This window comes from Parahaliea mediterranea, assembly GCF_017255185.1.
In the GTDB taxonomy this organism is placed as follows: domain Bacteria; phylum Pseudomonadota; class Gammaproteobacteria; order Pseudomonadales; family Halieaceae; genus JAFKCZ01.
In genome coordinates, this window is record NZ_JAFKCZ010000019.1 from 45,714 (window position 1) to 71,716 (window position 26,003).

The following is a 26,003-nucleotide window of genomic DNA, read 5'->3' on the forward strand; positions in this document are numbered from 1 at the left end:
GCATCCGCCGCCACATAAGATGTATTTTGTTTGCATATTTAGATGAGCCCGCTAGACTGCGTCTGATCCCCCATCGAGCATGCAGCGACACTGTGCGAGCCGCGCCCGCAGAAAACACACAGAATCCGGCCCCGTGGCCCCACACGCTGCTGGCCTACCCTTTCAGGCCCTTTTTTCTACTGGCCGGACTCTATGGCGCTCTGGGCATGCTCGGCTGGCTGAACTGGCTGTTTGCCGAGGCGCCGCTGCTCGCGACCGCCAGCCCCCTGCAGTGGCACGCCCACGAAATGCTTTTCGGTTGGGTATCCGCGGCGATCGCCGGCTTCCTGTTGACCGCGATCTGCAACTGGACCGGCGCTCCGCCACTGCGCGGCTGGCGCCTGGGCCTGCTGGTGTCGCTATGGCTGGCCGGTCGCGCCGCCATGTGGTCGCCACAGTGGCTGCCCCCAATCTGGATGGCGGCAATCGACCTGGCCTTCCTCCCGGTACTGGCCGGCTACGTGGCGCGGGTATTGATAAGGGCCGGCAACCGGCGCAACCTGCCCATCGTCGCGGTGCTGGGCCTGCTGGCCACCGCCAACGTAATCACCCACCTGGCTTTTTCCGGTGTGACCCCCGGCCTGGCGGGCGTCGGCGAAGGCATGGCGGTCAACCTCATTATCGTGCTGATGGTGGTGATCGGGGGCCGCATCATCCCCCTGTTTACGGCCAACTGGCTTGCCCACCGCGGCGGTCCCGCCGACCGCGTCCGCTCTCGCCCGATGGTGGACCGGCTGACGCTGGCGGCGACCGCGCTGATGATCCCCGCGGACTGGCTGACGACCACTCCCTGGCCCGGCGCAATCCTCGCGCTGATCGCCGCCGCGGCCAATAGCTGGCGACTGGCGGGCTGGCGCGGATGGCTCGGCCGCAGTGAACCGCTGCTGTGGGTGTTGCACCTGGGCTACCTGTGGATCGTGGCGGCGCTGTGGTTCAAGGGCCTGACACCCTGGCTGGATGGCGCCGGCAAGGCGCTGTGGCTCCACGCCGCCGGCGCCGGGGCGATGGGCACCCTGATCCTGGGGGTCATGAGCCGGGTCGCCCTGGGACACACCGGCCGCGCCCTGCGCCTGCCACGCGGTGCCAGCGCTATTTACTACGGAGTGACTGTCGCCGCCCTGCTGCGCATCGGCGCGGCACTGGGCTGGGGGGAATATCGCGCGCTGCTGACAGGCTCCGGGGTGGCCTGGGTCGTGGCCATGCTACTTTTCGTTCTCTACTATTGGCCCATCCTGAGCCGTCCGCGGGTCGACGGGCGACCGGGCTAGCCGCCGGGGTTTCCATGCGACTCACCCATACACCGACCACGTCTTCCGCGCACTGCTCTATCTGGGCCGCGGACCGCTTAACCCAGCAGAGAAGACAACACGCCCAGCGAATCGCGGGTTAAAGCCACGGAAACAATCAGGCCAAAAACCGCCACCGCCAGTACGAAACAGGTGCCCCGCACCGCCGGCGTCCTCCCGCGCTTGAGCGCAAGGCTGCCCAACACGATATAGAGCACCAGCAGCAGAACCTTGGCGGTCAGCCAGGCGTGCACAAAAGGATACTGGCGCGAGAGAACCGCCAGGCAAATGGCCGAAACCAGCAGCACAGTATCCACCACATGCGGCGCAATCCGCAGCAGCGGACGATCGAGCCAGGACGAGCCGGCGTATTTTAAACCGCCCCGAAACAGGAACAGGATGAAGCTCAGGCCAACGCTGCTGAGATGGATATGTTTGAGTAGCAGATACGACATTGCAAAATCAATTCTGGTAGTGGAAACGGCCGCGTATTAAACGCGAGTGCCGCCGACAATACCACCGAATTCGACGCGTGCACTCCGCTACCGCCGCCCTCCCACCAACGACAGGAATTCATGGCGGGTCGCGGCGCAGTCCCGGAGCGCACCGAGCATGGCCGAGCTCTTCATCACCGAGTTCTGCTTTTCCACACCGCGCATCATCATGCACAGGTGCTTGGCCTCGACAATGACACCCACCCCCGAGGCGCCGGTGAGCGCCTGGATCGACTCGGCGATCTGCGTGGTCAGGTTCTCCTGGATCTGATATCGCCGGAACTGCAGCCAAATTTGACGCTGCTATAACGTCAACTGTTGGAGATCGGTGCCCATTGTGCTGATCCCACGCCGATGCTCTGGTAACTATCACTGAACATTTCCACGGAGACGTGGGAAGACGCGCTCGGCGATATCGCGCCGGAGGTGGACACCTGCAAGCCCTACTGGACCGGCGAGCATCCAGATTACGGTATGGCGGTGGACGGCTTGCTGCGACGACGGCGCACTTAAAGCAGCCCAGCCAGAATAAGCCCCTTGACAGAGATGACCATCCAGTCTCAGAATGCTTCCTAATACATGAGCACTCACGGATACTTCAGTTATTATGCACACAGATGAACTTATCGACAGTGAACTAACTTCGCTGCTACTCGGGCTTCTCGAGACGGCGGCGGTGCTGGAGAAGCGGCTGGACCGGACGCTTTCGTGTGGGCGTGGTATCAGTTTTAGTGAATATCGCCTGTTGCGGGCGCTGATGGCGGCGCCGCGCAGCACCGCTTCGCGGGTCGACCTGGCGGCCGCAGTGGGGCTTACGGCATCGGCAGTGACACGGGCGCTGAAGCCCCTGGAGAAGCTGGGTATTGTCACCACCGAACGCAGCGCGCGCGATGCCCGGCAGAGCCTGGCCAGCCTGACCCCGGCAGGAGCGGAACTGCTCCGCGAGGCGCACGGGATGCTCGAGGACACGCTCGCGTCGACGCCGGCCCGGCGCTTTGGTCCACGGCAGATGGAGACGCTGCGCACCTGCCTCGCCGAACTGGGGGCAAGGTCATGATCGGTCTCGATTTGAATGCCGGGGCGCTGGCGCCGGTGACGGACGAGGTTGAGCTGGCACCGCTGTCGGTCGAGGGCGAGATACCCGAAGCGCTCACCGGCACCCTGATGCGCAATGGGCCAAATCCGCTCGGCGAGCGTTTTGTCGGTGAGGGTGTGCTGAACTGGTGGCCGGAATCCGCCATGCTGCACGCGGTCGCCTTCGGTAATGGACAGGCGCTGGGGTACCGCAATCGCTGGCTTCGCACCCGGCGCTGGCAGGCACATGTCGGCGGTGATAACGGCACACTGGTCGACACCAACCCCAACGTCAACGTGTTGCAGCACGGCGGCGAGATCCTGGCGCTGGCCGAGGGTGGCCCCCCGCTCGCGGTAGATCGCGCGCTGAATACGCTCGGCTCGCCGCTCGCTCACGCGGCGGTGGCCGCGGGTATGACGGCACATCCCAAGGTCGACCCCGCCAGCGGTGAGTTGATGTACTTCCACCTCTCTCCCCAGGGGCTGCGCTACGGGGTGCTGGACAGGGCGGGCCAACAGCGTGTTGAACAGCCCGTTGCGCTGGCGCAGCCGGGCATGATGCACGACATGGCCATTACCGCCACCCGCAGCGTGTTGATGGACCTGAACGTCGGCTTTGACTTCAGCATGCTCGAGCGGGGTTTTCGCCTACCGGTGTGCTGGCAGCCGGCTCGCGGTTCCCGCCTGGGTATCCTGCCACGCCTGGGCGGTGAGGTACGCTGGATCGACATCGGACCCTGTTTTATCCAGCATGTGGTCAATGCCTGGGATACCGGGCCCGATTCGCTCATCATGGATGTGGTCCGCTACCCCTGGTACTTCAAGCCCGACGCACACGGCGGCTTCCTGCCCGACCCACTCGGCGTGCTGTGGCGCTACGATATCGACCTGGGCCGCGGCGCGGTTGTCGAGCGCCAACTCTGTGACCTGAACGTGGAACTGCCGCGGATCAACGAAACCCGCACCGGCAGGCGACACCGCTATATCTACACCGTGGCGCAACCGACAGAGGTCGAAATGCGGGGTGTGGTGAAGTTCGACGTCGAGCGCGGCGCAATCCAGATTCACCCGGTGGCTCCGGGCGACCAGAACAGCGAACCGGTGTTCGTGCCGAACCCGCCGGGTTCCGGTGAAGATGATGGCTGGCTATTGGTCTGCGTCTATCGACAGGCTACCGACACCACCGAAGTCCGAGTGCTCGATGCCCGCGACATCCGCGAGCCGCTGGCGACGGTCGCGTTGGGGCGACGCATTCCCGCCGGCTTTCATGGGGCCTGGATCACAGACTGACCCGACGACGCGCAGAGTGCGGCTAAGCGCGAAACTCTGAACGCGTGGCGACGATGGGGGCACCCCTGGTAACGATCAGGGTGTGCTCAAACTGCGCGGACAGGTTGGCGGGATGGCCGACCAGCGTCCAGCCGTCCTCCGCTTCGGTGACATAGGTGCTTTTGGTGGAAAGGAAGGGTTCGATCGCGATGACCTGGCCGAGTTGCAGGCGGCGCGTATCGTAGCGGTCGTGGTAGCTGAGGATATCCTCGGGCTCCTCGTGGAGGCTGCGGCCAATGCCGTGGCCGGCCAGGTTTCTGATGGTCTTGAAGCCATGGGACTTCGCGGTGCGCTGTATGGCTTTGCCAATCCGGTTGATGGGGGCGCCCGCCCGGGCTTCGGCCAGCGCCAGCTTCAGGGCCACCTGGGTGGCGTGACACAGCCGCGCCTTGACGCGGGTAACCGGTGGCACGACGATGGTGCCCCCGGTGTCGGCAAAGTAGCCGTCCAGTTCGGCGGACACGTCGACATTGACCACATCCCCGGCGCGGATCACTTTGGCCCCGGGAATGCCGTGGGCGGCCTCTTCATTGATACTGATGCAGGTATGCCCGGGGAAATCGTAGGTCACCCGGGGCGCGGACACGGCGCCGAAATGCGCCAATAGCTCCCCGCCCAAGGCGTCCAGTTCAGCGGTGGTCATGCCCGGTTCCACCGCATTCAGCATGGTATCGCGCACGTGGGCGACCACCCGCCCGGCGTTCATTATCCCGTCAATGTCTTGCTGGCTTTCCACGGTCATTTGCTTACTCTGATGAATTCGTCGCCTCCCGACGCGAGCGATTATAGCACCATTATCACGGCCATTCGCCGGAAGCCGCGGGCACTCCCCAGCACAGCGCGCACCCTCTTCCTCCAGAGCCGTCAATAGCGACAGGCGCTCAGCGGCGTGAACTTTCGCTGACTTCCCATTTTGCGGGGCCTGGAAAGTCGGACGCTGAAAGCGCGGGAGCGGCACGGTAGTATATGGTCGGACCACGGATATAATAAACGGCGAAACAGCGACAGGGGACGCGGGATGGACAAGGACCAGACGAATGCAACCTACCAGTGGAAGTCGGTGCCCGTGCGCGACAACGGCCACCGGACAGCGGAAAACACCTCGCCTTCACAGCCAGCAACAGCGCTGCCCGACACCCTGAAAGTCACCACCGCCGGCGGCGTGACCACCATCACCCTGGCGGACACCGACAACCGCAACGCCCTCGGCGCCGCCATGCTGCAGGGCCTGCGCGACGCCATCGCGGCGGCCAACGCCGACCCCGCGGTGCGGGCCATCGTTCTGACCAACGAAGGCTCCACCTTTTGCGCGGGCGCCAATCTCAAGGAGCAGTCCAGCAAGGGCAACCAGCCCGGCGCCTTCGGCGGCTTCGAGCTGCTGCTCGGCGAGATACTCGAATCCCCCACGCCGGTGATCGGCCGTATCGCGGGCCATGTGGTCGGTGGCGGTATGGGCCTGGCGGCGGCGCTGGACATCGCCATTGCCCGGGACGACGTCAAGTTCGGCTTTACCGAGGTGCGGCTCGGGGTGGTGCCAGCCATCATCTCGGTGGTGTGCCTGCCAAAAATGCGCCTGGCGGACGCCCGCGAGGCCTTCCTGCGCGGGCACCGCTTTGCCGGCAGCCGCGCCGCGGAAATGGGCCTGATCAACCGCGCGGTGCCCGGGGACGAGCTCGATACCGCGGTCGGCGAAGTCCTCGCCGACCTGCGCAAGGGCGGCCCCAATGCCCTGCACGTGGCCAAACAGCTGATCCGCAAGGTGCCGGGCATGGACCCGAAGCAGGCCTTCACCTGGGCCGCGGGCGTGTCCCAGGAGCTGTTCGCCGGCGAGGAAGCCGCCGAGGGGATGGACGCCTTTCTCAACAAACGCCCGCCAAAGTGGGCAGAGCAGGAGTAAACGCCTATGACACCGGCAGCCCGGGACCTGATCGCCGAAGCCGACGCGCTTCACCAATTCCTGCAGACCCTGGACGCGGCGGACTGGCAGCGCCCCACTCCGTTTATGGACTGGACGCCCTGGGATGTGGTCGCGCACCTGCACTTTTTCGACGAGGTTTCCCTGCTGGCCCTGGCCGGGCGGGAGCCTTTCGAGGCCAGGGCCAACAGCATCATGACCCAGATAATGGAAGGGGTGAGCGGCACCGAGCAAACCCGCCGGGAGCTCGGACACCTGGATGCTCCGGCACTACTTACGCAATGGATCGAGACCTGCCACCGGCTGGCCACCGCCCTGGGCGAACTGCCGCCCAAGCAGCGCCTGCCCTGGTTCGGCCCCGACATGTCCGCCAACAGTTTCATCTCGGCGCGTTTCATGGAAACCTGGGCCCACGGCCAGGATGTGTACGACCTGATGCACGCGCCCCGCGAGCACGGCGACCGTATCAAGCTGGTGGCCGATTTGGGCGTGAAGACCTTTGGCTGGACCTTCGTCAACCGCAAGCTCGAGGTCCCCGGCGAGCCCCCCTATGTCCGCCTCACCGCGCCCTCGGGGGCGATCTGGGAGTGGCACGAACCCAATGCGGAAAACTGCATTACGGGCCCGGCGCTGGCCTTCTGCCAGGTGGTCACCCAGGGGCGCAACATCGCCGACACCGACCTAGCGGTCACCGGCGACACCGCCAGTCGCTGGATGGCCATCGCCCAGTGCTTCGCCGGGGCGCCCGCCGATCCGCCGCGGCCGGGAGAGCGGGCCTGGGAGTAAAGCCGCGCGGCAATGGCGCAGCAACCGGCGAGCCTCAACTGACATCGCCGTGATGTTCGCGCCGCGCTTCCAGTTGCTGCCTGATCACGCTGTGATCGACATCCAGTAGCTCGAGCATCTGCGCGCCGATCGCCAGGCTGGCTTCCTGCATCTCCGGCACCACGCGGTTGGCGCCCAGTGACAACAGCTCGCGCACGTGCCCCTGCTCGTGGCAGCGCACGATCACGGGGGTATTGATACCCACCGAGCGCATCTGAGCGATCATCGCCCGGGCCTGCTCCAGCGAGCGAAAGGTCAACACCGCCAGCAGCGCGCTGTCGATATGGCAGCTGCGCAGAATTTGCAGGTTGGCGCTGTCGCCGAACAGCACGTTGCGCCCCTCCGCCCGGGCCCGGTCCACCACCGCCACGTTGTTGTCGATGGCAATATAGGGGACCTGGTTCTCCTCCAGCAGTCCGGCCAATACCCGCCCGATACGGCCGTAGCCGCCGACGATCACGTGCCCGCCCTGGTGAATTTCCGCCTCGCGGGGGATTCCGGCGGCCACCGGCGGCGCCACGCCCAGCGTGTGCAGCAACCAGGGGGTGATTCGCTCGCTGTAGCGCAGCAGCAAGGGACTGACAGCCATGGTGAGAATGGCCACCAACACAATAAACGAAGCGTGGTCGGCGGGCACCACGCCGCTGAGTTGCCCCAGGGCCAGCAGGGCGATGGCGAACTCACCGGACTGGGCGAGATTGAGCCCGCAACGCAGGGCTGTATAGCGGTCCTCCCCGGTCAGCCCGACGACCAGCGCAATCAACGCCGTCTTGACCAGCATTAGCAGCGCCGCGAACAACAGCAGGCGCGGCCAGTAGTCCAGCAACAGGTCGACCTGGATATCCATGCCGATGGTAATAAAAAACAACGCCAGCAGGATGTCCTTGAAACCCCGGATATCGCTGTCGATCTGGTGCCGGAAGCTGCTTTCTCCCAACATCATGCCGATCACGAAGCCACCCAGGGCCATCGACAGACCAAAACCGTGAGTCAGCCACGCCGCCAGTAGCACGATCACCAGAGTGCTGATCACGAAAATTTCTTCCGAGTGGGCGCGCGCAATCTCCCGATAGAGCGGGGGCAACAGCCACTTGCCGACACTCATCAGGATGGCGAACAGCACCGCGCCGCGCAGCAGGGCGGTGGCGATCTCCGATGCCAGGCCTCCCTCTTCCGCCCCGGCGAGCACCGGCACCAGAATGAGGAAAATAATCGCGGCCAGGTCCTGAAACAACAAGACCCCCACCGCCAGCTGGCCGTGACGCTGGTGCAGCTGCCCCAGACTGCTGAGCTCCCGGATCACGATGGCGGTGGAGGACAGCGCCAGCGCGCCGGCAATGACCACCGCGGCCTGCACCGTGGTGCCCCACAGGTAGACCGCCGCGCCGAACAGTAGCGCGCAGAGCACCACCTGGAAGCCGCCGACACCGAACACCGATCCCCGCAGGGCCAACAGGCGGGACAGCGAAAACTCCAGGCCGATGGAAAACAGCAACAGCACCACGCCGAACTCCGCCACGAAAGCGAAGGATTCCGGTTCCCCCACCCAGCCGGTGACGTGGGGCCCGATAACACAGCCCGCCAGCAGGTAGGACAGGATATTGGGCAACCCCAGGCGGCGCAGCAGCAGCGCCGCGACCAGGGCCGCCGCCATCATCACCAGCAGGTCCTCGAAGACCAGGCTGTGCATCAGTACCAATCCGCGACAAGGCGTTCAGGACAGCGCCCGGGCATCACCGTTTGCGGTAGATCCCGAAATGCACGTAGCCGGCGCTGGTGCGCTGCCCGGGATCGACATTGGCCGGCACCCGGTGCCGCACCGGCGGCAGGCTGAGCAGGTAGGTGGCGACCGCGCTGGCGTCGTCGTCGGACAGGCGGGCGTAGGCCGGCCAGGGCATCACCGGCAGGTGGCCGCGCCCGGCGCGATCGATCCCACTGCGCAGAAAAGTCACGATATCGTCCTCGCGCCAGCCACCAATACCGGTTTCCGTATCCGGGGTCAGGTTGGCGGGAAAAACCACGCCGGGATAGTCCTCTTGCAGCGGATTGGACCAGGCGATGCCCACGCTCGAACCGGCCAGTCGGCGCCCGGCATTCGGCTGCCCCACCAGCGCGCCGTCGGTGTGGCAGGTGCCGCAGCCCAGCAACTCGACCAGGTACTGGCCGCGGGCCGCCGCGGCGGCCCGGTCCGGTGCCAGGCGGGATGTGTCGGGGTTTGGTGTGCCAAAGGTGGTGGCGGGGGTCACCTCGTCGATACCACCGGGCGTCGACCCGGTGGCACAGGCCGCCAACACCGCCACCACACTACTGGCCAGGACTTTGGCGACAAGCGACAGTCGATTCGATGACGATTGCCGTGGAAAGGTTGCTTGACGGGTTTTCATCTCGGTTCCTCACTGCTTGTAGTGAACAATTGCACTGCGTTGATGAAGAGAGTGTAGCAGCGCGGCGGTGACAGGGATTGATCGTGCGCAAACAAGCACGGGATTCAAAGCACCGGGAACTGCTGGAAAGACAGGGCATGGGATTGCCTCCCGCCGTGCAGGGTGACTCCAGCCGCCCGCAGCGACGAGAACCGGATGGCGCTGGCGCGGTGCTTGAGCTCGGGTGGCCCCCTGTGTATGGTTACAGCCTTGAAGGAACTCCGGTTTTACACCTTTCGGACTGCGACATCCCCTCCATACTGCTCCTGAAGAAGACGCTTCAGAATGCGACGGGATATCCTGGACGCTCCGGGCTGCGGTGCAGGCCCGTCCAGCGATATCCCCGCACGCTGGCGGGAGAACGACAGCAGCCAATCCGATTGCCGAATTAGAGAGTAGCCTGGATGCACTATCGCGCCGACATTGATGGCCTGCGCGCCATTGCCGTGCTTGCCGTCGTTGTCTTTCACCTTGGGATATCGCAATTGTCCGGCGGATTCGTCGGCGTCGACGTTTTCTTCGTCATCTCGGGCTACCTGATCACCGCCATCATCTCCGACAAGATTTCGCGCGACAGTTTCCAGCTTGCCGACTTCTATGGGCGCCGCGTGCGCCGCCTGTTTCCGCCACTCATCGCAACAGTGGCGGTTACCTTCATTGCCGCGGCTTGCATTCTCGAACCACTGGATTTCACGACCTTCGGGCGGTCCGCCACGGCCGCCCTATTCAGCGTATCGAACTTCGTGTTCCTCACCGAGGCGGGGTATTGGGACACGGCATCCGAGCTCAAGCCGCTGTTGCACACCTGGTCACTCGGGGTCGAGGAGCAATTCTATCTGCTCTGGCCGGCGCTGTTGCTCGCCACCTTGCGTGGGGGCCGCGATGGGCGCCTGACCTGGCTGCTGATCGTCGTCGGCACGGCGAGCTTTGCCGCTTGCGTGTGGTGGACGGGACGCGATTCCCTGGCGGCATTCTACCTGCTGCCCTTCCGTATGTTCGAATTCGCCCTGGGTGCGGCCGTCCTTCCCCTCTCCCGCTCGGCGGGGATACAGCGTGCACTCTCGGCCAGCTCCACTCGCGATAGGGTATTCGCCGCCGGTGTGCTGATGATTGCATGGAGCGCGGTCGCCTTCGACAACAACACCGCCTTCCCCGGCTGGGTGGTGGCCTGGCCCACCCTGGGCAGCGTACTCATACTGCTGGCCGGTAGCGGAACCGGGGGGCAGGGCCCCATCGGTGCGATGGTGCTCTGCAATCCCGTCAGTTTGTGGCTCGGCAAGGTATCCTATTCGCTGTACCTGACCCACTGGCCTATCGTATCGCTCTATCGCTACGCAAGCGGCGATCACTCCCTGGCAATTGGCACGCAGATCGCGCTTGCCGCTGTTACCCTGCTCGCCACGGTCGTCCTCCACTATGGTGTCGAGCTGCGTTTTTACCAACGGGTGGGGGCTATGACGCCACAGAGGTCCGCGCGTCGCCGCCCGATTTCCGCGCCGGGGATCGTGCTGGTATCGGCACTGTTCGCCGTGGCGCCGGTCGCCGCCTGGCTCGGAGACGGCTGGCCATGGCGACGCGCCAACACGGTTTTGAGCTCCGCGGCGGTAACCCAGGGCATGGATGACCGCTTCCAACTGGTACGCAAGGCTTGCTCGGTCACCCGCTGGCGGCGGGATGAATACTGCTCGACGGACCGCCCGATACAGGTGCTGGTTTTCGGCAATTCCCATGAGCCGGACGCTTTCAATTTTCTCCACGCGGCCTACGCCGACGATCCGGACATCAACCTGATTCAATTCGGTTCCACCAATAACTGCCCGAACCTGAAAGGCGCCGCCGGCGAATACCACAGTACCAATGAGACCTGCACCCGAAGGTTCGCGGCCCTGTTTCGCGATGAGGTCATTTCCCAACTCGATGTCATTGTCTACGCCGCCGCGCGCCCCTTTCGATCAATCCAGCAGATACACCTCGATGTGATCGGTGACATTATGGCGCGCAATTCACGGGTCAAACTCGCTACCGTGGGCGGCTACATCGCCACCAGGGAGCCATGCTGGCGCCTGATCAACAGGCACGGAAGCAGCACCGCCTGCGCCCTTCCTGCCAATGTGACGTATTTTGAGGACCAACCCTCGCAATGGCCGCTGTACGAAGCCTTCATGGCTATCACAGACCTCTACATCGACCGCGTTGGCCTGCTTTGCAAAGACAGGAAACTGGAGAATTGCGTTACGCAAACACCCGCCTCGGTGCCGATGTTCTATGACCGGCACCACCATTCGATAGAGTTTGCGCGCTACGCGGGGCAGCGATACGAGAGTGAGCATCCCGGCTTTCTGAAGCGGTTGGTGGGTGCGCCTGACAGTCCGGTAGTTTCTCCAGGGAAATAGCCGGGCTGTTTAAACAGCGCTTCAGAATAGTTATGCGGGAGATACAAAAAAGGGCCCCTATGGGACCCTTTTTCGTATATGGCGGTGAGGGAGAGATGAATCACAACGGCTTTTGGCCGTTGTGACCCCTCCGGGGCTTCGGCGCTGCGCGCCTCGTAGCAAATTGCTCACGCAATTTGTCGAACTGGGAGCCCTCATCATGACCCCCTAAACCACATATACGAAAAAGGGCCCCTATGGGACCCTTTTCGTATATGGCGGTGAGGGAGAGATTCGAACTCTCGAACGGTTTCCCGTTACACACTTTCCAGGCGTGCGCCTTCGACCACTCGGCCACCTCACCGTTGAGGGCGCGCATAATACCACAGGCAGGACAGGTTTCCAGTGTTCGGCGGGAAAAATTGCGGTGCCCGCCATCCCGATCCGCTCTCCCCTATTGACGGTTCATCCGCGGCAGGGGCTCCCGGCCGCCGGTGCCGCGGAAGGGGGTGATATCCAGGCCGCCGCGGCGGGTGTAGAAAGCCTGGACATGCAGGGATTCGGGGGCGCAGGCCGCCAGCAGGTCGCGGAAGATGCGCTCCACGCACTGCTCGTGGAAGTCCTGGTGCTTGCGGTAGGCCAGCAGGTAGTCCAGCAGGGAGCGGGGTTCGACCCGCGCGCCCTCCAGGCGGACCCACACGCTGGCCCAGTCGGGCTGGCCGGTGACCGGGCACAGGGAGCGCAGCAGGTGGGTGTAAAGCTCCTGGGGGGCGCCACCCTCCACCACCACCAGCTGCGCCACGTCCGGCTCGCGATCGCTCCAGCTCGCCTCCAAGGCGTCCAGGCAGTCGCCGGGCAGGCTTGCGCCGGCCAGGGCCGGATCGTCCACGGCAAACAACCGCAGGCTGACCTCGGCGCCCGCGGCGGCGCCGATATCGGCGCAGATGCGCTGTACGGCGGCGGCTTCGCTATCGAAACACTCCCCGTTCAGGGAATTCAGGTACAGCTTGAAGGACTTGGATTCCACCAGGTTGGCGCTGTCGGCGGGAATGGCGAAGCGCCCCACCCGGGCCACCGGACGGCGATGGGCGTCCAGCCAGGACAACTCGTAGGCGTGCCAGATATCCACCCCGCCGAAGGGCGGCGCCGCCGGATCGAGGCCGAGCTCGCGCCGCGCCCGGGCGCGGGGAATCGGGTGCAGCAGTTCCGGCGCGTAGTGCTCGCTGACCGCCACCTGGCGGCCCAGCAGCGGCCCCTTGTCGTCGTCAGTCGCCACCGCCCTACTGCCTCAGCCGCTTGCCGGAGTTGAGCAGGTGCATGCTGTATGCGAAGGCCGCCAGGGTGAACAGCCCGATCATGGCGAAAGCCACCGGCAGGCTCACGTCGGACACGCCCAGCACCCCGTAGCGGAAGGCGTTGACCACGTAGACCAGGGGGTTGAGCTTGGACACGTTGGCCCAGAACTCTGGCAGCAGGTCCATGGAGTAAAACACCCCGCCGAGGTAGATCAACGGCGTGAGCACAAAGGTGGGAACAATGGAAATGTCGTCGAAATTGTTGGCGAACACCGCGTTGATAAAGCCGGCCAGGGCGAACAGGATGGAGGTCATCAGCACGATGGCGACCACCACCGTGTAACTGTGAATGTGCAAGTCGGTAAAGAACAACGACACCAGGGTGACAATCACCGCCACCAGCAGGCCCCGGGCCACGCCGCCGAGCACATAGCCCATCAGAATGACATAGTTGGGGGTGGGCGATACCAGCAGCTCCTCGACGCTGTGATTGAACTTGGAGCCGAAGAAAGAGGACACCACGTTGGAATAGGAGTTGGTGACGATGGCCATCATGATCAGCCCGGGCACCACAAACTGCATGTAGGTGTAGCCACCCATTTCACCGATGCGCGAGCCGATCAACGAGCCGAAGATCACGAAATACAGCGACATGGTGATGGCGGAGGGTAGCAGGGTCTGGGTCCAGATCCGCATCCAGCGCCGGATCTCCTTGCGCAGGATGGTCATAAAGGCAACGAACTGTTCTCGTGGACTCACGCCGCGCCCTCCACCAGTGTCACGAACATCTCCTCCAGCCGGTTGGCGCGATTGCGCAGGCTGCGCACCTCGATGCCGGCCGCGTCCAGCTGCCGGAACACCTCGTTGACCGCCTGGCCTTTCTCCACTTCCACTTCCAGGCTGTGCTCATCGATGCGGCGGGTGACAAAACCCGACACGGGTATCGTCTCCGGCAATTCACCCACGCAGTCGAAGATAAAGACCTCGCGGTGCAGGCGCCGCAGCAGGTCGCGCACCGAGCTGTGCTCGACAATCTCGCCGTGATTGATGATGGCGATATTGCGGCACAGGGCTTCCGCCTCCTCCAGGTAGTGGGTGGTGAGGATGATGGTGGTGCCCTCGGCGTTGATCTTTTTGAGGAAATCCCACATGGAGCGGCGCATCTCGATGTCCACCCCGGCGGTGGGCTCGTCGAGGATCAGCAACCTGGGCTCGTGCACCAGCGCGCGAGCGATCATCAGGCGGCGCTTCATGCCGCCGGACAGCATGCGCGAGGCGACCTCGCGCTTGTCCCACAGGCCCAGCTCCTTCAGGTACTTGTCCGCCCGCGCCTCCGCCAGCTCGCGCGGCAGACCGTAATAGCCGGCCTGGTTGACCACGATGTCACGCACCTTCTCGAATTGGTTGAAGTTGAATTCCTGGGGCACGATGCCAATGTGCTTCTTGGCGCCGGGAAAGTCTTCGTCGATATCGATGCCGTACACCGACACCCGGCCACCGGTCTTGCTCACCAGCGAGCAGATGATGCCGATGGTGGTCGATTTGCCGGCCCCGTTGGGCCCGAGCAGGGCGAAAAAGTCCCCCTGCTGAACGGCCATGCTGATGCCCTTGAGGGCCTCGAAGCCATTGCCGTAGACCTTGCTGAGATTTTCGATGGTCAGAGCTGGTACCATAGCGGCCAATCAAATCCTCCGGGAAAACAAGCGCGATATTGTACCCGCAATCCCGGCCGTTAACGACAGCGAGGCCAATTCCCCCATGGACGACCAGCAGTACCTGCAACATTGCCGCGACAAGTGGAGTGAATTCGCCGACACCTTCGTGCAGCGCACCGCCGCCCTGGACGACAGCGATCCCCTGCGCGAGCTGGCGCTGGGCTGCCAGCAGGCCGGCCGCGACAGTGAAGGCCTGTACGCCGAGGGGCCCTCCCTACTCTCCCGCCTGTTCACCACCTTTCCCGAGTTCGCGCCCACGGTGCCGCGGGAACTTCTTTGGTTTCTGGGCGGCGAATGCCTGCACTACCTGAGCGACGACGAACTCGACCTGTACCAGCGCCTGGACGAGGCCCGGGGCGAGGCGGCGGACCGGGGCGAGGTCATCGACTTCGAGGAGGCGCGCGCCAAGTTGCTGAAGTCGCAGTAGCAAGTCACTGAAGTCACAGTAAAAAGTCGCGCAGTTTTTACCGCGCCGGGCTTGACGAAGCCCCCGGGGCTACCTACAATGCGCGCCTCTTGATTGAGACCAGCTGCGTCCCCTTCGTCTAGTGGCCTAGGACACCGCCCTTTCACGGCGGGAACAGGGGTTCGAACCCCCTAGGGGACGCCACTCAATCAAGCCTGTTTCGCCGGTTCCGGCGACCGCGGCGGCGGTATAAACACGCAGCTTGTTAAGCGGGAATAGCTCAGTTGGTAGAGCGCAACCTTGCCAAGGTTGAGGGGGGACGCCCAGTCTCGCCGGTTCCGGCGACCGTGACGGCGGTATAAACACGCAGCTTGTTAAGCGGGAATAGCTCAGTTGGTAGAGCGCAACCTTGCCAAGGTTGAGGTCGCCGGTTCGAACCCGGTTTCCCGCTCCAATCCCCCAAAACCCCTTCTTGTTGTGCCGATCGTTTCGCCATGCCCACGGTAGGGTCGAATTTATTCGACCGCTGTTGACTGTCGACGTTCGGCTGGCCGAATAAATTCGGCCCTACAGGGGCTTGGGTGGTCTGCCGGAGGCCGAATAAATTCGGTCCTACAGGGAACTCCGCCCTACTTGTTTGCGTTTTCAGTTACCGTCTCGGGCACCAGCAGGATGGACGAGCTGTTGATGCAGTAACGCAAGCCGGTGGGTGGCGGGCCGTCGTTGAACACGTGGCCGAGGTGACAGCCGCAGGCGCGGCACTGGACCTCGGTGCGGTGCATGCCGTGACTGGCGTCGGCCTGCTCCTTTATCGCCTCCCGGCTGACACTGCGGCAGAAACTGGGCCAGCCGCAGCCGGCATCGTACTTGTCGGAGGAGTGAAACAGCGGGGCCTCGCAGCAGCGGCAGTGGTAGCTGCCAACCACGTCGCAATCCCAGTACTCGCCGGTAAAAGCCCTTTCGGTACCTTTCTGGCGACAGACGTGAAACTGCTGGGGTGTCAGCCTGTCGCGCCAATAGGCATCGTCTCTGGTCGCCATAAGCCGGTACTCCGGTAGCGTGCCCATCGACCATAGCATAAACTGGGGCCAAATCCCCGCATTGACAGCGCACTATCCACCCATGGCCGACCTGCACATCGAGGACTTCTATCGCGACGTCGCGACCATTTTCCTGAGGCTTTACGCGGTCTTTCCGCGCAAGACCACTCTCTACGTGGAAGACGTCAGCGGCCCCGACCAGCCCGACGAATTCGGCCTGCACAACCCCCGCTTCCAGGCCGCGTTCAGCGCCATCGTGTGGCTGGCGGACCACGGCTACCTCTATTTCAACGACACCATTCGCGAGGAGGCGGTGGACCAGGTGGTGCTCAGCCAGCGGGCCTTCCTGCTGCTGTCGGCTCCCGCCCGCGAGCCGGTGGCGCCGCCGGTGGAGGACAGCGGCGCGCCCAGCGTGATCGCCGAGTCGCAAACCGCTCTCACCCAGCTGCGCTACGCCCTGCGCCAGGGCTCCAGCCTGGACATCAAACAGGCGGTGTCGGACCTGCTGTCACGGCCGCCGATCGGCGGCCTGTAGGCGGCCGCTCAAGCGGGCCCTTCCACGCGATAGAGAATTTCGTCGTCGTAGCCGGTGATCACCCGCCGGTAACCCGCCAGCGCCCGGTCGAGCTCGGGATCGTTGCTATCCACCAGCAGCGGGCGCCCTTCCAGCGCCGCGATCTTCGACTTGGCCGCCACCACCAGGATGTTGTCGCAACCCACCGCGCGGACGACGCGCGGCGACAGTTGCTGGTTGCCGCGACCGAGGATGTGCCCCTGGCCGCCGATCGCGGTCACCACGATGCGGGCCGGCCCCTTGTGCGCCGCCAGCAGCTCGAGCAGGGTTTGCTCGTCGGCGTCGGCGGCCAGTACCGCACCGTCGCGCAGGGCATCCACCCCCAGCAGGGTCGCGGGCAACCCCAGCTCCTCCAGTAGCACCGCGGTAGTGGAGCCGGGACCCACCAGATACAGGGTGTCCGGGTCCAGGGACTCCGCCAGCCAGGCGGCGATTTCAGCCGCCACCAGGGCCTGGTCCTCGCGGCCGCCGACCTTGGTTTGCTGCAGGAAGCGCGCCTCCCCCGGCACTTGCATCTCGCCGTAGAAGCGCGTGCGCACCCGGCCGGCGCGGAAGGCCTCTTCGTCGATATCCCGCACCTCCTGGCGCCGCAGGCCCACCAGGCCGCCGCGGGCGAGCCGAATCAGCAGCTCGCCGGCGGCCTCGGGGGACACCGCGAAGACCGCGGAATGCATTTTCACGCCGGCGGGAATGCCCAGTACGGGATAGTGGTCACCCACCGCGTCCAGTACATCGCGAGCGGTGCCGTCGCCGCCGACAAACACCAGCAGATCGACCGCCGCGCGCAGCGCCGTCGCCGCCTCGCGCGTGTCGGCGGCGGCGCTCAGGCCCAGCCCCGGGCTCCCGAGCACCTCGGCGCCGATGCCCAGCGACCGCAGCAGGTCCTCCCCCATGGCGCCGCCCCAGGTGGAAAACCGCAGGGGCTCGTCGCTATCGCGCAGCAGCGCCAGGGCGCGGGCGGCCCGCGAGGCGGCGCGATCGACGCCGCCTTCCCGGCGCACCAGCTCGCGCACCTGTTCGCCGTCGCTGCCCTTCAGGGCCCGGCTGCCGCCGACCCCCGCCAGGGGATTCACCACCAGGCCAATATGCAAGGGATCATGCAGGGGGTCACGTAGTGGCTCGCTCATGACGCCTCGTCGGGCCGGGCCCATTCCCGCTCCACCGGCCGGTAACCCAGCGCCCGCTGGAACCGGTCCGGCAGCCCGGGGGCGTACACCGGACTGCCGCGCAGCTCGCGCCGCTCGGGGTAATGGCGCCGCAGGCCGTCGAAGGCCGGGCCGACGTCGTCCCGGGCGGCGCCCAGGACGGCACCGCGCAGTGCCCGGTCATCGGCGACAATGTCGTACCGCCCCAGGAGCAGCTGGCGCAGGGCCTCGGTATCGCTCCCGGGTGATTCCAGCGCCAATACCGCGGCCGGGGGCACGCCCGCGTCCGCCGGAGGGGCTTCCAGGTCGAAGGCCTCGGCGAGCGCCACACCCAGCAGGCGGGTGGCGGCGAGCTTGGCGTCCAGGCTGTAGCCCGCGATATGGGCGCTGCCCAGCTGGACCTCGCCCAACAACTCGCGGCTGATCCACGGCTCGTGCTCCCACACGTCCAGCACGCAGCGCGGCCGCGGCGATCGCGCCAGGCGCGCCAGTAGCGCGGCGTTATCGACCACCGCGCCGCGGCTGGCGTTGATCAACAACGCGCCGTCGGGCACTAGCGCCAAGCGCTCCGCGCCCAGCAAATGATAGCTCGGCCAGGGCGCGCGCCGGGTCAGCTCCGGGTGCAGGCAAATGACCTCGCAACCCAGTACCTGCTCGAGGCTAGCCGCATCGGGCACCGCCTCCTGCCAGGGGTCGCAGACCCGGGTGACAATCCCCAGCGCCCGCGCGCAGCGGGCCAGGCCGGCGCCCACATGACCGTGGCCGACAATACCCAACGGCGCGCCGGCAAGCAGGCGCTCCAGGTAGTCGCCGGAGGCCGCGATGGCCGCCAGCGCGTATTCCACCACCGAATTGGCATTGGCGCCGCGGGCGTGGGCGAAGCGAATGCCGTGTTCATCGAGATAAGCGCGATCGATGTGCTCCAGGCCGCTGGTCGCGGTACCGACAAAGCGCACCCCGCTGTCCCCCAGCAGTGCGCTGTCCACGACCGTCACCGAGCGCACCAGCAGCACGTCGGTGTCCGCCAGCTGCGAGGGCCGCAACGCGCGCCCCTCGACGAAGTCGATATCGCCGTAGCGGGCGAAGACTTCCTCCACCCCGCGCATATTGGCGTCCGCCACGATCCTGAGTCCACTCATGCCATTTCCTCCCTCAGTTGCCGACAGCGCTGTAACAGGCGCCCGCCGATGCCCAGCTCCGCCAGGCGCGCCGCAAACCGCTCCAGACCGTCCGCGCCGGCCGCCCAACTCGGCGCACCGTTTACTTCCGGGACAGCATTATCCAGGCGCGCCAGCTGGCGCGACAGCAGCGCCTGCGGCCAGTGCGACTGCAGGCGCTGCCGCAAGGCCGGCGCGCCGCGCAAGGGCAGCTCCGATACGGACGCGAGATCGGCCCCCAGCGCGTCGAGATCCGGGTAGCGGGCCAACAGTTGCGCCGCCGTGCGCGGGCCGACCCCGGGCACACCGGGAATGTCGTCGATGCGATCCCCCACCAGCCCCTGATAGTCCGCGAACTGCGACGGCGCCACGCCGAAGCGATCGCGGAAGGACTCGACGTCCAGCCGCGTATCGGCGGCGAAGTCCCACAGTGCGTCACCCTTCTCCAGCAGCTGCCCCAGGTCCTTGTCGCGGCTGATCAGCGTCACCGCCAAACCCGCCTCGCGGCAGACCCGGGCCAGGCTGGCCAGGTAGTCGTCGGCCTCGTACTCGGGGCCGCCGAAACAGGGGATGCCCAGCGTGGCGGTCAACTCGCGGCAGGTGGCGAGCTGGAAGGCCAGGGCCTCGTCGGGCAGCGCCCGGCTGCATTTGTAGTCGGGATAGATGCGGTTGCGAAAACAACTACCCAGGCTCTCGTCGAAGGCCGCCGCCAGCGGCCCCCCTTCCCCGCGCCGCGCCATCAGGTCGAGCAAAAAACCGCTGTAACCCACCACCGCGTTCAGCGGCAGGCCCTCCGGCGAGGTCCAGCGATCGGGCAGGGAAAACCAGGCGCGAAAAATATAGATCGAGGCGTCGACCAGCCAGGCTTGCCGGGGCATCTCAAGCCAGCTCGTCGCGGTAAAAATACTGGTCAGCGGCACGGGCGCCGGTGGCGAACGCCCCCGCCAGGGCGGTGAAAAAGCGCCGGGCGCGCGGCGCCAGGCCGCGCTCGCGCAGGGTATTGGCGCGCGCGGTCACCGCGTCCTTGAAGGCCGCCTCGCTGCGGCGGGCGGCCTCGCCGGCCTCCAGATTGTCGAGGCTGACCCGGAAAGGGTAGCCGCAGGCCCGGGCGAACCACCATTCCAGTGCCTGCGGCGCCACTTCCACGGCCTGGAAGGCGGCCTGCTGCCCGGGACTGCGGCCGTCCGGGGCGTACCAGTAGCCGAAGTCGCGCAACAGGCGCCGCTCGGGCCCCGCGATACACCAGTGGGCGGCCTCGTGCAGGGCGCTGGCGAAGAAGTCCTCGCGGTAGAACAGGCGGTGGTGCCGCGCGACCACGCCGCCCTCCGGCTCGCCCGCCGGTACATAGAGGGGCTCGAGCGCGCCGCCGAGCAGGCGGGTGTTTTCAGGCCCGACGAAGCAGCCGTCGAATACCGCTTCCAGGCGCGCGCTGCAAAACACCGCGGAGCGCGGAACCTGCGCCGCGGCGGTCATGTTGCCACCTCCGCCTTGCGCAGCCAGTAACGGTATTCACCGCCGGTTTCGCTCTGGCGCAGCAGCTCGTGGCCAAGAAAGGTGCAGAACTTGGGGATGTCGCGCTGGGTGGCCGGGTCGGTGGCGACCACTTCCAGTACTTCGCCCACGGCAATATCGCGAATCCGGTTGTGCAACAGCATCACCGGCTCCGGGCAGTACAGGCCCCTCACGTCGAGCTGGTGATCGGGTTCGATATCCGCCGAAGTCACGCTCCGTCCTCTGCAAACAGCGCCGCGGCGCGATCACGGTCGACCAGGTCCCAGTGTTCACTGTCGCTGTCGTACAGCAATTTCATCGCACCGCTATCGAGCCCGCCGCGCAACTGCGCGACCTTCTCCTCCAGGCTCAATTCGCGGCTGCCGTAGTCGGTGCCGTCACGGGAGGCAAACTCCTCCAGCAGGGCGCACAGGGTATCCGCGGGCACCCGCTGCGGCGGAATGTCGATGAAGCGCGCCATCAGGGCGCCGGCTTGGCGAACAGCAGGGTCATGCGATCGCTCTCGCCGATGGCCAGGTAGTGATCGCGACGTTTACCGCCGTCGCGCAGCGCCGGCGGCAGGTTCCACACGCCCTTGGGATGGTCCGCGCTGTCCTTGGGGTTGGCGTTGATATCCGCGCGCTCGACCAGCTCGAAGCCGGCCTTTTCAGCCGCGGCGATAACATAGGCCTCGGTGACATAGCCGGTTCGCTTCATGTCCGCCACCGACGTCCCCGGTTGCGCCCGGTGCTGTACCAGGCCAAAGCGACCGCCCGGCTTCAGCGCGGCGTATATCGCCCCCAGGGTCGGCGCGAGGGTGTCCGCGCGCATCCAGCTGTGCACGCTGCGAAAGGCCAGCGCCAGGTCGGCGGAGCCCGCGGGCGCCGCCAGGGCCTGTGCCGGCGGTTGCAGCTGGGTCACGACGACACCGTCGTAGAGTTCGCTGTCGGCGGCCAGTTTCTGCAGGAACCTGCCCAGCGAGTTGCGGTAGTAGGCGTTCGGCGGATTGAGACTGTAGTGCGCCGCGTAGAGCGTGCCGTTGCCGCGCAACAGCGGCGCCAGCACCTCGGTGTACCAACCGCCGCCGGGGGCAATTTCCACCACCGTCATGCCCGGTTCAAGGCCGAAAAATTCCAGTGTCTGGCGCGGGTGGCGAAAGGTGTCGCGGGCGCGGTTGGCCTCGCTGCGCTGGGCGCCATCCAGGGCGCCGGTCCAGTCCAGTCCGGCGCGGGCGCCGCACGCCGCCAGCGCCGCAACCAGGACGAGGGCGTATTTGGCAACCGCGGTGCGGTCAAAAGCGGATTTCATAGCGAGCTCCATATAACCGGGGGGATTTGCGCGTTAATATACGGGCTCGAAGATGGAATGTGGAGCCTGTTCAATGCAAACGTCCTATATCGTGACCTTCATCGGTGACGACCGCCCCGGCCTGGTGGAAGAACTCTCTGCGGTTATCGAGGCGGCCGGCGGCAACTGGCAGGAAAGCCGGCTCTCGCAACTGGGCGGCAAGTTCGCCGGCCTGGTCCTGGTGACCCTGCCCGCGGGGCGCGACGACGCGCTGGAAGCGGACCTGAAGGCCCTGTCCGCCAGCGGCCTCAGCGTCAGGGTGACACCCACCGAGGCCACCGTGGCCCTGGAAGCGGCCCGCCGCATCAAGCTCAGCGTGGTCGGTCCCGACCGCCCGGGTATCGTGCTGGAAATCTCCCGCGCGCTGGCCTCCCGCCGCTTCAACGTAGTGGAGATGGACAGCGAGGTGATCAGCGCGCCGATGAGCGCCGAGCCGCTGTTCCGCGCCCTGATCGAGGCGGACATCGCCCCGGAGGCGAAACTCGAGGAGCTGTCCGAGAGCCTCGACGAGATCGGCGGCGAAATGGCCCTGGATATCGACCTGGAGGAGATCCAGGGCCAGGCCAAACCGGGCTAGCGCCCGCCCCCTCCCCACAGGCGCCTGGCCAGGCGCCTCAGCCCCACCCAGAGGGCGACAGCCAGGGCCGCCGCGGCGATCACCACCAGCGCCCCCACCGCACTGCCCAGGGCCAGCTCGGCGACGGTCTCCGGGGCAACGCCGAACTGGTCCACCGCGGCCCACAACAGCACCGCCAGGCAGGCAATGCCCAGCACCATGCTGCGCCGGAAACGGCGGGTGGCGCGGCTCGCGGCCATCGCTAGCGCCCCTCCGGGGCCCGCGCCGGCAGTACCGGCGTATCGCACTGCACATCCATGTTCTGGGCCCGGTGCCGCAGGGCGTGGTCCATCAGCACCAGGGCCAGCATGGCCTCGGCGATGGGTGTGGCGCGAATGCCGACGCAGGGGTCGTGACGGCCGTGGGTGGCCATCTCCGTGGCGGCGCCGGCGGTGTCGATAGTCGCCCCGGGCTGGCGGATACTGGAGGTCGGCTTGAGGGCGATGCTGACGGTGATGTCCTGGCCGCTGGATATCCCCCCCAGCACCCCGCCCGCGTTGTTGCCCACGAAGCCTTCCGGGGTGAGCAGGTCGCGGTGTTCGCTGCCGTGCTGCTCGACACTGGCGAAACCGGCGCCGATCTCCACGCCCTTCACCGCGTTGATGCCCATCATCGCGGCGGCGATATCGGCGTCGAGGCGATCGAACACCGGCTCGCCCAGGCCCGGCATGACGCCGCTGGCCACCACATTGATGCGCGCCCCAATGGAGTCGCCACGCTTGCTCAGCGCCGCCATGAACTGTTCCATTTCCGCCACCTTGGCCGGGTCCGGACAGAAGAAGGGGTTGGTCTCAACGCAGTCCCAATCCAGCGCCTCGGCGCGAACGGGCCCGAGCTGGCTGAGGTAGCCCCGCACCTGGATGCCGTAGCGCTCGCGCAGGTACTTCTTGGCAATGGCGCCCGCCGCCACCCGCATGGCGGTCTCCCGGGCCGAGGACCGGCCGCCGCCGCGATAGTCGCGAAAACCGTACTTCTGGTTATAGGTGTAGTCGGCGTGGGCGGGACGGAAAGTGTGCTGGATATTGGAGTAATCCTTGGAGCGCTGGTCGGTGTTCTCAATCAGCAGGCCGATGGAGGTGCCGGTGGTCCGCCCCTCGAACACACCCGAGAGAATCCTGACTTCGTCGGCCTCGCGACGCTGTGTGGTGAAACGGGAGGTGCCGGGCTTGCGCCGGTCCAGGTCCCGCTGCAGATCCTCCGGGGCCAGGGCCATGCCCGGCGGACAACCGTCGACGATGCAACCCAGCGCGGGGCCGTGGCTCTCGCCAAAACTGGTGACGGTAAAGAGTTTGCCAAAAGTGTTGCCGGCCATGATGCAGACTGTCTCGCGCTCAAAACAAACTATTATAAGCGGATTAGGCGAGACTTGCGCTGTACTCGCGCAATTCCCGCGCGGTCAGGGCAAAAACGCCGTGGCCACCGTGCTCGAACTCCAACCAGGTGAAGGGCACGTCCGGGTAGGCGGCTTCCAGCGCCTCCCAGCTGTTGCCCACCTCCACCACCAGCAAGCCGTGCGGCTCGAGGTGTTCCGCCGCGCCGGCCAGGATGCGGCGGGTGACATCGAGCCCGTCCGCGCCCGAACCGAGGGCGAGCTCCGGTTCGTGGTGATACTCGCGGGGCATGGTCGACAAATCCCGCGCGTCCACATAGGGCGGATTGCTCAGGATCAGGTCGTAGCGCCGGCGCCCGAGCGCGCGGTACAGGTCGGACTGGAAGAATTCCACCCGCTCGCAGACCTCCAGCAATTCGCCGTTTTCCACCGCCAGCTCCAGCGCGGTGCCATCGAGGTCGGCCAGGTCCACGTGGCAAGCGGGAAAATAGTGGGCGGTGGCCAGGCCGATGGCGCCGCCACCGCAGCACAAGTCCAGTACCCGCGTCGGCCCGGGGCCGGCATACCAGGGCTGGAAGGCGTTGCGCACCAGCTCGCCGATCGGCGAGCGCGGGATGATGGCGCGCTCGTCGCAGTGAAATTCCAGCCCGGCGAAGAAAGCCCGACCCAGCAGGTAGGGCAAGGGCGCGCGCTCCTCGGTGCGCCGGGTCAACAACTCGTCCAGGCGCATTTGCTGCTGCCGGTTCACCGGGTGGGACAGCACCCCTTCATCGGCATCCAGCGGCAACTCCACCACCGTGAGCACCAGTTGCACCGCCTCGTCCCAGGCGTTGTCGCAACCGTGGCCGAAAAACACGCCCGACTGTTCGAGCTGGTCCGCGCAATATTGCAGCGCCTCCCCTACCGTTTCCACTTGCCTCTCCAACCTCTTCCCATTTTCGTTCCAGTTTAGCCCATTTGGGCCGTTTGCCTTGCCCCGGACGGATTGCTACTATCGCCCTCCCCCGATATCCCCCGCACCGAGGAGTCCCGTCAGTGGAACAAAACTGGGCACATATTATTGAAGCCATTGGCGAGGATCTGTCACGCCCGGGACTGGCGGACACGCCGAAACGGGCTGCCAAGGCCTTCGAGTTCCTCACCCGCGGCTACCAGCAATCGGTGGAGGACGTGGTCAACGACGCGCTGTTTCCCTCGGACTCCAGCGAGATGGTGCTGGTACAGGATGTCGAACTGTACTCCCTTTGCGAACATCACCTGCTGCCCTTCATCGGCAAGTGTCACGTGGCCTACATTCCCACCGGACGGGTGCTGGGCCTGTCAAAGGTGGCGCGCATCGTGGACGTGTTTGCCCGTCGACTGCAGATCCAGGAATCCCTCACCACCCAGATCGCCGAGACCATCATGGATGTCACCGGCGCCGAGGGCGTGGGCGTCATCATCGAGGCGCAGCACATGTGCATGATGATGCGCGGCGTGGAAAAGCAAAACTCGGTGATGAAAACATCGGCGATGCTCGGCACTTTCCGCAGCTCGCAGAAGACCCGCGAGGAGTTCCTGCAGCTGTTGCAGCTCAGTCGCTAGCCGCGCCCTCCGCCAGGGTCACCAGCTCCGCGTGCAGGTATTGTCGGTCCGAGGTTCGGGCCGACGCGTAGGCGAGCAGGTAATGCTCGCCGCCCACCCGGTAAATCCGGTAGCGCTGCTCGTCGGCGCGGCCGTAGAGCACGCGCTGGCCGAACACGCGATTCGCCCACTGGGCGCCGTTGCCACAGGCGCGGCCCTCGCAGGCAAACAGCAACTCGCTGCCGGGCAATTGCCCCACCTCGCCAACCAGCCCTTCAAAGATTTCCCGCGAGCTGAAACCGTCGACAATCTGCCAGCTGTAACGCAGGCGCTCGCCATCCAGCCGCCGGCTGTTCTTGAACTGCCAGTCGCCCAAGTGCTTTTGCATGGCGCCCAGCCCCACTTCGTAATCGACCACCGACTCCCGGGACATATCCACCCGGCGGGCATGGGGAAAAGCATCCAGCTCCAACAACAGCCGCTCGGGCGCGGGCGGTGTTTCCGCCACCACTCCGGCAATCGCCAACAGCGGCCACAGCAGGATGAGACGCATGCACTGCAAGTTTA

General features: G+C 65.7%; 29 protein-coding genes, 3 tRNA genes and 1 pseudogene. 12 read left to right on the forward strand and 21 right to left on the reverse strand.

Features of this window, described 5'->3' with window-relative positions; translation table 11 throughout:
- Nucleotides 1-92: 92 nt before the first annotated feature.
- Nucleotides 93-1,307 (forward strand): NnrS family protein, encoded by a 1,215-nt coding sequence (locus tag JYP50_RS19715; protein ID WP_206562286.1) that lies wholly within the window; start codon nt 93-95, stop codon nt 1,305-1,307.
- Between the two features lie 77 nt (nt 1,308-1,384).
- Here the strand turns inward: JYP50_RS19715 and JYP50_RS19720 are convergent, their stop codons facing one another.
- Both JYP50_RS19720 and JYP50_RS19725 read right to left on the reverse strand, forming a co-directional pair.
- Nucleotides 1,385-1,780, reverse strand: coding sequence for a SirB2 family protein (locus tag JYP50_RS19720; RefSeq protein WP_206562287.1), 396 nt, complete (start codon nt 1,778-1,780; stop codon nt 1,385-1,387).
- A gap of 87 nt (nt 1,781-1,867) precedes the next feature.
- Nucleotides 1,868-2,098 (reverse strand): annotated as a pseudogene (locus JYP50_RS19725) (GTP cyclohydrolase I); the annotation flags it as partial.
- 328 nt (nt 2,099-2,426) lie between these two features.
- On the opposite strand from JYP50_RS19725, the gene JYP50_RS19730 reads away from it, so the two are divergent.
- Entirely contained in the window at nt 2,427-2,876 is a 450-nt protein-coding gene (locus JYP50_RS19730) for a MarR family winged helix-turn-helix transcriptional regulator (protein ID WP_206562288.1), read from the forward strand.
- Complete coding sequence (locus JYP50_RS19735; RefSeq protein ID WP_206562289.1) at nt 2,873-4,183, forward strand: carotenoid oxygenase family protein; 1,311 nt, start codon at nt 2,873-2,875, stop codon at nt 4,181-4,183. Before JYP50_RS19730 ends, JYP50_RS19735 begins: the two co-directional genes overlap by 4 nt.
- Before the next feature lie 22 nt (nt 4,184-4,205).
- Here JYP50_RS19735 and map read toward each other — a convergent pair whose 3' ends face one another.
- Complete coding sequence (gene map / locus JYP50_RS19740) at nt 4,206-4,958, reverse strand: type I methionyl aminopeptidase (protein WP_206562290.1); 753 nt, start codon at nt 4,956-4,958, stop codon at nt 4,206-4,208.
- Nucleotides 4,959-5,240: 282 nt separating this feature from the next.
- Here map and JYP50_RS19745 point away from each other — a divergent pair, with 282 nt between their 5' ends.
- Both JYP50_RS19745 and JYP50_RS19750 read left to right on the forward strand, forming a co-directional pair.
- Nucleotides 5,241-6,119: an enoyl-CoA hydratase-related protein gene (locus tag JYP50_RS19745; protein WP_206562291.1), complete on the forward strand. Its 879-nt coding sequence runs from the start codon at nt 5,241-5,243 to the stop codon at nt 6,117-6,119.
- Between the two features lie 6 nt (nt 6,120-6,125).
- Nucleotides 6,126-6,923, forward strand: a complete 798-nt coding sequence (locus tag JYP50_RS19750; protein WP_206562292.1) for a TIGR03084 family metal-binding protein — start codon at nt 6,126-6,128, stop codon at nt 6,921-6,923.
- A gap of 34 nt (nt 6,924-6,957) precedes the next feature.
- Here the strand turns inward: JYP50_RS19750 and JYP50_RS19755 are convergent, their stop codons facing one another.
- Together JYP50_RS19755 and JYP50_RS19760 are read right to left on the reverse strand one after the other, a co-directional pair.
- Nucleotides 6,958-8,652 carry a cation:proton antiporter gene (locus JYP50_RS19755; protein ID WP_206562293.1) on the reverse strand — a complete coding sequence of 565 codons (1,695 nt, stop codon included), beginning with the start codon at nt 8,650-8,652 and terminating at the stop codon, nt 6,958-6,960.
- 43 nt (nt 8,653-8,695) lie between these two features.
- Nucleotides 8,696-9,346 (reverse strand): c-type cytochrome, encoded by a 651-nt coding sequence (locus JYP50_RS19760; RefSeq protein ID WP_206562294.1) that lies wholly within the window; start codon nt 9,344-9,346, stop codon nt 8,696-8,698.
- A gap of 443 nt (nt 9,347-9,789) precedes the next feature.
- On the opposite strand from JYP50_RS19760, the gene JYP50_RS19765 reads away from it, so the two are divergent.
- Nucleotides 9,790-11,778, forward strand: coding sequence for an acyltransferase family protein (locus tag JYP50_RS19765; protein ID WP_206562295.1), 1,989 nt, complete (start codon nt 9,790-9,792; stop codon nt 11,776-11,778).
- A 255-nt stretch (nt 11,779-12,033) separates the two neighbouring features.
- On the opposite strand, the gene JYP50_RS19770 is transcribed toward JYP50_RS19765, so the two are convergent.
- The 4 genes from JYP50_RS19770 to JYP50_RS19785 all read right to left on the reverse strand — a co-directional run bounded on the left by JYP50_RS19770 (nt 12,034) and on the right by JYP50_RS19785 (nt 14,725).
- A tRNA-Ser gene (locus JYP50_RS19770) sits at nt 12,034-12,121 on the reverse strand.
- Between the two features lie 90 nt (nt 12,122-12,211).
- Nucleotides 12,212-13,033, reverse strand: coding sequence for an NADPH-dependent 7-cyano-7-deazaguanine reductase QueF (gene queF / locus JYP50_RS19775; RefSeq protein WP_347136864.1), 822 nt, complete (start codon nt 13,031-13,033; stop codon nt 12,212-12,214).
- Between the two features lie 4 nt (nt 13,034-13,037).
- Entirely contained in the window at nt 13,038-13,811 is a 774-nt protein-coding gene (locus tag JYP50_RS19780; RefSeq protein WP_206562296.1) for an ABC transporter permease, read from the reverse strand.
- Nucleotides 13,808-14,725: an ABC transporter ATP-binding protein gene (locus JYP50_RS19785; protein ID WP_206562297.1), complete on the reverse strand. Its 918-nt coding sequence runs from the start codon at nt 14,723-14,725 to the stop codon at nt 13,808-13,810. The genes JYP50_RS19780 and JYP50_RS19785 overlap by 4 nt, the downstream gene beginning before the upstream one ends.
- An 85-nt stretch (nt 14,726-14,810) precedes the next feature.
- Here JYP50_RS19785 and JYP50_RS19790 point away from each other — a divergent pair, with 85 nt between their 5' ends.
- The 3 genes from JYP50_RS19790 to JYP50_RS19800 all read left to right on the forward strand — a co-directional run bounded on the left by JYP50_RS19790 (nt 14,811) and on the right by JYP50_RS19800 (nt 15,627).
- Entirely contained in the window at nt 14,811-15,194 is a 384-nt protein-coding gene (locus JYP50_RS19790) for a PA2817 family protein (protein WP_206562298.1), read from the forward strand.
- A 107-nt stretch (nt 15,195-15,301) separates the two neighbouring features.
- Nucleotides 15,302-15,377 (forward strand) — tRNA-Glu (locus JYP50_RS19795).
- A 174-nt stretch (nt 15,378-15,551) separates the two neighbouring features.
- Nucleotides 15,552-15,627 (forward strand) — tRNA-Gly (locus JYP50_RS19800).
- 175 nt (nt 15,628-15,802) lie between these two features.
- On the opposite strand, the gene msrB is transcribed toward JYP50_RS19800, so the two are convergent.
- The gene (gene msrB / locus JYP50_RS19805) at nt 15,803-16,213 is read right to left on the reverse strand and encodes a peptide-methionine (R)-S-oxide reductase MsrB (protein WP_206562299.1); all 411 of its coding nucleotides are present in this window, start codon (nt 16,211-16,213) and stop codon (nt 15,803-15,805) included.
- Between the two features lie 82 nt (nt 16,214-16,295).
- On the opposite strand from msrB, the gene JYP50_RS19810 reads away from it, so the two are divergent.
- Complete coding sequence (locus JYP50_RS19810) at nt 16,296-16,748, forward strand: hypothetical protein (RefSeq protein WP_206562300.1); 453 nt, start codon at nt 16,296-16,298, stop codon at nt 16,746-16,748.
- A gap of 8 nt (nt 16,749-16,756) precedes the next feature.
- On the opposite strand, the gene JYP50_RS19815 is transcribed toward JYP50_RS19810, so the two are convergent.
- The 7 genes from JYP50_RS19815 to JYP50_RS19845 are packed head-to-tail and all read right to left on the reverse strand — an operon-like array spanning nt 16,757 to nt 21,888.
- Entirely contained in the window at nt 16,757-17,914 is a 1,158-nt protein-coding gene (locus JYP50_RS19815; RefSeq protein WP_206562301.1) for an ATP-NAD kinase family protein, read from the reverse strand.
- On the reverse strand, nt 17,911-19,071 hold the full coding sequence (locus tag JYP50_RS19820) for a 4-phosphoerythronate dehydrogenase (RefSeq protein ID WP_206562302.1): 1,161 nt from the start codon (nt 19,069-19,071) through the stop codon (nt 17,911-17,913). Before JYP50_RS19820 ends, JYP50_RS19815 begins: the two co-directional genes overlap by 4 nt.
- Nucleotides 19,068-19,967: a 5'-3' exonuclease gene (locus JYP50_RS19825; protein WP_206562303.1), complete on the reverse strand. Its 900-nt coding sequence runs from the start codon at nt 19,965-19,967 to the stop codon at nt 19,068-19,070. The genes JYP50_RS19820 and JYP50_RS19825 overlap by 4 nt, the downstream gene beginning before the upstream one ends.
- A gap of 1 nt (nt 19,968) precedes the next feature.
- Nucleotides 19,969-20,562, reverse strand: coding sequence for an elongation factor P hydroxylase (locus tag JYP50_RS19830; RefSeq protein ID WP_206562304.1), 594 nt, complete (start codon nt 20,560-20,562; stop codon nt 19,969-19,971).
- Nucleotides 20,559-20,813, reverse strand: a complete 255-nt coding sequence (gene tusA / locus JYP50_RS19835) for a sulfurtransferase TusA (RefSeq protein ID WP_347136865.1) — start codon at nt 20,811-20,813, stop codon at nt 20,559-20,561. Before tusA ends, JYP50_RS19830 begins: the two co-directional genes overlap by 4 nt.
- Entirely contained in the window at nt 20,810-21,061 is a 252-nt protein-coding gene (locus JYP50_RS19840) for a YheU family protein (protein WP_241263352.1), read from the reverse strand. The genes tusA and JYP50_RS19840 overlap by 4 nt, the downstream gene beginning before the upstream one ends.
- Nucleotides 21,061-21,888, reverse strand: coding sequence for a class I SAM-dependent methyltransferase (locus tag JYP50_RS19845; RefSeq protein WP_206562305.1), 828 nt, complete (start codon nt 21,886-21,888; stop codon nt 21,061-21,063). The genes JYP50_RS19840 and JYP50_RS19845 overlap by 1 nt, the downstream gene beginning before the upstream one ends.
- Before the next feature lie 73 nt (nt 21,889-21,961).
- Between JYP50_RS19845 and JYP50_RS19850 the strand changes: the two genes are divergently transcribed.
- A complete protein-coding gene (locus JYP50_RS19850) occupies nt 21,962-22,504 on the forward strand; it encodes a glycine cleavage system protein R (protein WP_206562306.1) in 543 nt (180 codons plus the stop codon).
- On the opposite strand, the gene JYP50_RS19855 is transcribed toward JYP50_RS19850, so the two are convergent.
- Genes JYP50_RS19855 through prmB form a run of 3 tightly spaced genes read right to left on the reverse strand, consistent with a single transcriptional unit; the run spans nt 22,501 to nt 24,786 of the window.
- Nucleotides 22,501-22,743 (reverse strand): hypothetical protein, encoded by a 243-nt coding sequence (locus JYP50_RS19855; RefSeq protein WP_206562307.1) that lies wholly within the window; start codon nt 22,741-22,743, stop codon nt 22,501-22,503. The two genes, JYP50_RS19850 and JYP50_RS19855, sit on opposite strands and share 4 nt — an antisense overlap.
- A gap of 2 nt (nt 22,744-22,745) precedes the next feature.
- Nucleotides 22,746-23,855 (reverse strand): chorismate synthase, encoded by a 1,110-nt coding sequence (aroC, locus tag JYP50_RS19860; protein ID WP_206562308.1) that lies wholly within the window; start codon nt 23,853-23,855, stop codon nt 22,746-22,748.
- A 43-nt stretch (nt 23,856-23,898) separates the two neighbouring features.
- Nucleotides 23,899-24,786 carry a 50S ribosomal protein L3 N(5)-glutamine methyltransferase gene (prmB, locus tag JYP50_RS19865; RefSeq protein WP_347136868.1) on the reverse strand — a complete coding sequence of 296 codons (888 nt, stop codon included), beginning with the start codon at nt 24,784-24,786 and terminating at the stop codon, nt 23,899-23,901.
- Between the two features lie 122 nt (nt 24,787-24,908).
- On the opposite strand from prmB, the gene folE reads away from it, so the two are divergent.
- A complete protein-coding gene (gene folE / locus JYP50_RS19870; RefSeq protein WP_206562310.1) occupies nt 24,909-25,457 on the forward strand; it encodes a GTP cyclohydrolase I FolE in 549 nt (182 codons plus the stop codon).
- Here folE and JYP50_RS19875 read toward each other — a convergent pair.
- Complete coding sequence (locus JYP50_RS19875) at nt 25,447-25,989, reverse strand: DUF4892 domain-containing protein (RefSeq protein ID WP_241263363.1); 543 nt, start codon at nt 25,987-25,989, stop codon at nt 25,447-25,449. The genes folE and JYP50_RS19875 overlap by 11 nt on opposite strands.
- Nucleotides 25,990-26,003: the final 14 nt, after the last annotated feature.

Coding starts and splice junctions, on each gene's coding strand:
- JYP50_RS19825 (WP_206562303.1), bottom strand. CDS start 19,967: ATGCCCCGGCAAGCCTGGCTGGTCGACGCCTCGATCTATATTTTTCGC.
- aroC (WP_206562308.1), bottom strand. CDS start 23,855: ATGGCCGGCAACACTTTTGGCAAACTCTTTACCGTCACCAGTTTTGGC.
- JYP50_RS19750 (WP_206562292.1), top strand. CDS start 6,126: ATGACACCGGCAGCCCGGGACCTGATCGCCGAAGCCGACGCGCTTCAC.
- JYP50_RS19850 (WP_206562306.1), top strand. CDS start 21,962: ATGCAAACGTCCTATATCGTGACCTTCATCGGTGACGACCGCCCCGGC.
- JYP50_RS19785 (WP_206562297.1), bottom strand. CDS start 14,725: ATGGTACCAGCTCTGACCATCGAAAATCTCAGCAAGGTCTACGGCAAT.
- JYP50_RS19815 (WP_206562301.1), bottom strand. CDS start 17,914: ATGAGCGAGCCACTACGTGACCCCCTGCATGATCCCTTGCATATTGGC.
- JYP50_RS19755 (WP_206562293.1), bottom strand. CDS start 8,652: ATGCACAGCCTGGTCTTCGAGGACCTGCTGGTGATGATGGCGGCGGCC.
- JYP50_RS19830 (WP_206562304.1), bottom strand. CDS start 20,562: ATGACCGCCGCGGCGCAGGTTCCGCGCTCCGCGGTGTTTTGCAGCGCG.
- JYP50_RS19875 (WP_241263363.1), bottom strand. CDS start 25,989: ATGCGTCTCATCCTGCTGTGGCCGCTGTTGGCGATTGCCGGAGTGGTG.
- JYP50_RS19735 (WP_206562289.1), top strand. CDS start 2,873: ATGATCGGTCTCGATTTGAATGCCGGGGCGCTGGCGCCGGTGACGGAC.
- JYP50_RS19745 (WP_206562291.1), top strand. CDS start 5,241: ATGGACAAGGACCAGACGAATGCAACCTACCAGTGGAAGTCGGTGCCC.
- JYP50_RS19840 (WP_241263352.1), bottom strand. CDS start 21,061: ATGGCGCGCTTCATCGACATTCCGCCGCAGCGGGTGCCCGCGGATACC.
- msrB (WP_206562299.1), bottom strand. CDS start 16,213: ATGGCGACCAGAGACGATGCCTATTGGCGCGACAGGCTGACACCCCAG.
- JYP50_RS19845 (WP_206562305.1), bottom strand. CDS start 21,888: ATGAAATCCGCTTTTGACCGCACCGCGGTTGCCAAATACGCCCTCGTC.
- JYP50_RS19855 (WP_206562307.1), bottom strand. CDS start 22,743: ATGGCCGCGAGCCGCGCCACCCGCCGTTTCCGGCGCAGCATGGTGCTG.
- JYP50_RS19820 (WP_206562302.1), bottom strand. CDS start 19,071: ATGAGTGGACTCAGGATCGTGGCGGACGCCAATATGCGCGGGGTGGAG.
- JYP50_RS19790 (WP_206562298.1), top strand. CDS start 14,811: ATGGACGACCAGCAGTACCTGCAACATTGCCGCGACAAGTGGAGTGAA.
- JYP50_RS19810 (WP_206562300.1), top strand. CDS start 16,296: ATGGCCGACCTGCACATCGAGGACTTCTATCGCGACGTCGCGACCATT.
- JYP50_RS19760 (WP_206562294.1), bottom strand. CDS start 9,346: ATGAAAACCCGTCAAGCAACCTTTCCACGGCAATCGTCATCGAATCGA.
- JYP50_RS19720 (WP_206562287.1), bottom strand. CDS start 1,780: ATGTCGTATCTGCTACTCAAACATATCCATCTCAGCAGCGTTGGCCTG.
- JYP50_RS19730 (WP_206562288.1), top strand. CDS start 2,427: ATGCACACAGATGAACTTATCGACAGTGAACTAACTTCGCTGCTACTC.
- JYP50_RS19765 (WP_206562295.1), top strand. CDS start 9,790: ATGCACTATCGCGCCGACATTGATGGCCTGCGCGCCATTGCCGTGCTT.